Source organism: Bradyrhizobium sp. P2_E8 (assembly GCF_056403875.1).
The window spans coordinates 1-4724 of record NZ_JBFUES010000598.1 but is presented as its reverse complement, the minus strand read 5'-3'; the positions used below and the strand labels follow the sequence as shown (position 1 = coordinate 4724).

General features: G+C 65.8%; 5 protein-coding genes and 1 pseudogene. 2 read left to right on the top strand and 4 right to left on the bottom strand.

Annotated elements, in window-relative coordinates:
- On the top strand, positions 1-441 hold a 441-nt coding region (locus AC1D00_RS27490; RefSeq protein ID WP_477012816.1), incomplete at its 5' end, for a biotin transporter BioY.
- Positions 442-525: 84 nt separating this feature from the next.
- Positions 526-1860 (top strand): dicarboxylate/amino acid:cation symporter, encoded by a 1335-nt coding sequence (locus AC1D00_RS27485; RefSeq protein ID WP_477012815.1) that lies wholly within the window; start codon positions 526-528, stop codon positions 1858-1860.
- 106 nt (positions 1861-1966) lie between these two features.
- On the opposite strand, the gene AC1D00_RS27480 is transcribed toward AC1D00_RS27485, so the two are convergent.
- The 4 genes and pseudogenes from AC1D00_RS27480 to AC1D00_RS27465 all read right to left on the bottom strand — a co-directional run.
- Positions 1967-3199, bottom strand: a complete 1233-nt coding sequence (locus AC1D00_RS27480; RefSeq protein ID WP_477012814.1) for an NAD(P)/FAD-dependent oxidoreductase — start codon at positions 3197-3199, stop codon at positions 1967-1969.
- Between the two features lie 16 nt (positions 3200-3215).
- Complete coding sequence (locus AC1D00_RS27475) at positions 3216-4175, bottom strand: MFS transporter (protein ID WP_477012813.1); 960 nt, start codon at positions 4173-4175, stop codon at positions 3216-3218.
- Positions 4142-4429, bottom strand: coding sequence for an MFS transporter (locus tag AC1D00_RS27470; RefSeq protein WP_477012812.1), 288 nt, complete (start codon positions 4427-4429; stop codon positions 4142-4144). The genes AC1D00_RS27475 and AC1D00_RS27470 overlap by 34 nt, the downstream gene beginning before the upstream one ends.
- 45 nt (positions 4430-4474) lie before the next feature.
- Positions 4475-4724: pseudogene (locus AC1D00_RS27465) on the bottom strand (amidase); the annotation flags it as partial.

Sequence of the window (4724 nt, the reverse complement as noted above, 5' to 3'; positions counted from 1 at the left end):
CCCATGACGTTGCAGACGCTGGTGGTGCTGATGATCGGCGCCGCCTATGGCTGGCGCCTTGGCAGCGCAACCATGATCGCCTACCTCGCCGAGGGCGCGCTCGGCCTGCCGGTGTTCGCAGGTCCCGTGGGTGGAATTGYACCGCTGGTCGGCCCGACCGCGGGCTACCTGTTCGGTTTCATCGCTGCGGCCTTCGTGACCGGCTGGCTCGCCGAGCGCGGCTGGGATCGCAGCGTGGTGCTGCTGTTTGCCGCGATGGCCGTCGGCCACGTCGTCATCCTGGCCGCCGGGTTCGGCTGGCTGGCCTTTGGCCTCGGTCTTGGCGCGGGCAAGGCCTGGCAGGTCGGCCTTGCGCCGTTCATCGCGGCCTCGCTGGTCAAGAACGCGCTGGGCGCGACGCTGATGCCGGCGGTACGCCGGATCGTCGATCGTCGCGGGTAAAGCGCGCCATTCCGAGCAGTTCCAATTGACAGGGCCGGCCAAGTTGATCTTGGCTGGCCCGGCGTTTTGAGGGGGAGTGAAACAATGACAACGACAACGATGGCGGGGACGCCGGTCGCGCCGGCCGCTGCCAAGCCGTGGTACAAGGTTCTCTACGTCCAGGTGCTGATCGCCATTGTGCTCGGCGCCATCGTCGGCTGGCTTTGGCCGACGGTTGCCACCAACGACTGGATCAAGGCGCTCGGCGACGGCTTCATCAAGCTGATCAAGATGGTGATCGCCCCGATCATCTTCTGCACCGTGGTCTCGGGCATCGCCCATATCCAGGACGCCAAGAAGGTCGGGCGCATCGGCGTCAAAGCGCTGGTCTATTTCGAGGTCGTCTCCACCTTCGCCCTGGTGATCGGTTTGCTCGTCGGCAACATCGTGCGGCCGGGCGCGGGCTTCGGCAATGCAGCGGCGAACGCACAGGCGGTCGCGGGCTTCGCCAAGCAGGCGGAAGCGCAGAGGAGCGTCGACTTCGTCCTGCACATCATCCCGGACACAGTGGTCGGCGCGTTTGCGCAGGGCGAGATCCTGCAGGTGCTGCTGTTCTCGGTGCTGTTCGGCTTCGCCAYCATGGGACTCGGCGAGCGCGGCCACACGATCCGCTCGTTCATCGACGATGCCGCGCATGCGGTGTTCGGTGTCATCTCCATCGTGATGCGCGCGGCGCCGATCGGTGCGTTCGGTGCGATGGCCTACACCATCGGCAAGTTCGGCACCGGGGCGATCCTCAATCTGATCGGGCTGATCGCCACCTTCTACCTGACCGCGGCACTGTTCGTGTTCGTCGTGCTCGGCATCATCGCGCGGGTGGCGGGGTTCTCGATCTTCAAGTTCCTGGCCTACATCAAGGATGAGCTGCTGATCGTGCTCGGCACCTCGTCCTCGGAAAGCGCGCTGCCATCCCTGATGGAGAAGCTGGAGCGGCTCGGCTGCTCCAAGTCGGTGGTCGGCCTCGTGGTGCCCACGGGTTATTCGTTCAACCTCGACGGCACCAACATCTACATGACGCTGGCGACGCTGTTTATCGCCCAGGCGCTCGGCTTCGATCTCTCCTTCAGCCAGCAGATCACGATCCTGATCGTGGCGATGCTGACCTCTAAGGGCGCGTCGGGCATCACCGGAGCGGGCTTCATCACGCTGGCGGCGACCCTGGCCGTGGTCGACCCGCGGCTGGTGCCGGGCATGGCGATCGTGCTCGGCATCGACAAGTTCATGAGCGAATGCCGCGCGCTGACCAATCTGTGCGGCAACGGCGTGGCCTGCGTGATCGTGGCCTGGTGGGAAGGCGAACTCGATCGCGACAAGCTCAACGCCAATCTCGCCAAGCAGATCGATCCGACCGACCTGGAAACGGCGATCACGACGGACTGATCTGCCGATTGCCTGCTGCGGCGCAATGCGCCTGAAGTAACAGGGCTGGTCGAGATCCTCGATCAGCCCTTTTTCTTTCGGCGCCCAGCCGAGCAAGCGGTGAAGTCTAGAACCGCTCCGGCCGGTACGGCGTCGGATCGATCGCCGGCGTCTCGCCGCTCATCATCTCGGCGAGCAGGCGCCCGGTCGCGGGGCCCAGCGTAAAGCCCTGGTGGCCGTGGCCGAAATTCATCCAGAGGCCCGGGTGACGCGGGGCGGGGCCGAGCACCGGCAGCATGTCGGGCGTGCAGGGGCGGGTGCCAAACCACGGGTCGGGCTCGACGCGTTTGCCGAGATCGATCAGCTCGCGTGCGGAGGCTTCAGCGCTGGCGAGTTGCACGGGTGTTGCGAGCGCATCCGGACCCGTCAGCTCGGCGCCGGTGGTGATGCGGATGCCCTTGGCCATCGGGCCCATGGCATAGCCGCCGCCCTTGTCGATAAGCGGCAGATCGAGCGAGGCGCCGCCACTGTAATGCATGTGGTAGCCGCGCTTGCGCACCAGCGGGATGCGATAGCCGAATTTGTACAACAGATCGGGCGACCATGGTCCGAGTGTCACGACGGCATGGGCGGCATCGATGCGCCCCTGATCGGTGTCGACCGACCAGCCGCTCGCGGTCTGCCGCAGCGACTGCGCATCACCGAGCACGATCCTGCCGCCGAGGCGCTCGAATAGCTCGGCATAGGCCGTCACCAGTGCGCCGGGATCGGACACGGTCCAGGTGTCGAGCCAATGGATCGCGCCGGGGAGATCGTCGCGCAGGACCGGCTCGGCCTTGGCGAGCTCGCTGCCCGAGAGCACACGAAAGTTCACGCCGAACTCGTGCTGGTCTTCCTCGGCGGCCTTGATCGAGAGATCCAGTGAAGCGGCGTCGCGATACAGCGCCCGGTAACCGGCGCGACGGATCAGATTGTCGGCATGGGCCTCGCGAATGAGGATGTCGTGCTCCGCCGTCGCATAGGCGATCAGCCGGGCCCAGGCGTCGATCGCCTCACGATGCCGCTTCGGCGCCGAATGCCACCAGTAGCGGAGCAGGGGCTCGATATGGAGATGCAGCGACGACAGGCTGTAGCGCACGTCGTTGGTGCGCCCGGTCGCGATCTTCAGGAGCGAGGCGAGGTCGCGCGGCATTGGATAGGGGCGGACGGCTTCCGCCTGGATCATCCCGGCATTGCCGTAGCTGGTCTCGCGGCCCGGCTCCCTGCGGTCGACCAGCGTGACGGACCAGCCGCGCTGCTGGAGGTGCAGCGCCGCGCTCACGCCGATCATGCCGCCGCCGAGAACGATCGCGCTTTGCATTGGCAGAATGCTCCTGTCAGGCCGGTTGCGGTGCGAGCCTCGGCTGGGCCGTGCTGATGGTTGTCGCGACCACGACGGACAACGCCGTCATCGCCACCAGGAAACCGAAGGCGGCGTCGAACGATCCGGTTCCGGTCACGATGAAGCCGATGGCGACGGGGGCGACGAAGCCCGCGCTCTGACCGCCGAGATTGACCATGCCGACGCCGGATCCGATCTGGTCGTCGCGGAGCAGTTTGGTCGGAAGCGCGACCACCGCGGCCAGCACGAAGGATTTGAAAAAGTAGACCAGCGACTGGAAGACGATCAGCACCATGATCGTCTCCGCCTTGTACATGGCGTAGAGGAAGATGCCGGTCAATGCGGAGCTGCCGATCAGCAGATATTTTTCGCGCTCGGAGAAGAACGTCGTCATCACCCAGCCGCCGATCGCGGTCGCGATCGTCGCCATCACGAACGGGATCGGCGCCACCACGCCGACGGTCTTGAGGTCGAGCCCGCGGTGCTGGAGCAGATAGAGCGGCATCCAGGAATCCAGCCCCTTGTTGACGCAGCTGAGGCCGAACCACACCACCATCAACTGCCACAGCAGCGGATTCTTCATGAGCTCGCGCATCGGTGCGCGGTTCTCGGGCTTGGCCGGTGCGCCTGCATCGGCCTTGCCCGGGCGTCCCAGATAGGGGACGAAGACGAAATAGACCACCGCGAAGACGATGCCCGCGATGCCGATGGCGTTGAAAGCATGGCGCCAGCCGAGCCAGAGGATCAGCGGCGCCATGATCAGCGGCGCGACCATGCTGCCGGCATAGTTCGAGGACAGCAGCAGCGCCGACATCTTCGGCCGGCTATCCTTCTTGAACACTTCGGAGATGCCGCGGATGCTCGCCGGCGGAAAGCCGCCCTCGGCGATGCCGAAGATGAAGCGGATCGCGATCAGCGAGGTCAGCGACCAGGGAACGCCGTGAACAGCGACCACATCACGATGGTGACGATCACGACATATTTCGAGCCGAAGCGGTCGGAGAGCCATCCGCCCGGCACCTGCATCGCGGCGTAGCCGAGGAAGAACGCGCTGATGACGATGCCGAGATCGGCGGCCTGGAGATTGAAGTCCTTACCGATCTGCGCCAGCGCCAGCGAGATCGCCGCGCGGTCGATGTAGGAGATGCAGTAGGCGATGTAGAGCAGGACGAAGGCGATGACGCTGGTCTTCCTCGGCAGTTCCGTCATGCTCATCTCCGTTGCGCGGGCGGTGCAGCCAGGACCGGTGTCGGCTCATTCCCAGGTGAGGAAACCGGGCGCGGCCGACAGTGGCGGTGCTGCGGCGAGCCGTGCCAGGTCGGGTACCGGCCGGCACAATTGCGCATCGCTTGCGAACGCGGCCTCGATGCTTGCGGCGACCGAGAGCAYGATCGCGTCGCCGCCGCGCGGGCCGACGATCTGAAGGCCGAACGGCAGGCCGGCTTCATCAAGGCCGAGCGGAATGCTGATCGCGGGGTGGCCGGGAAGCGTGACGGCATAGGCG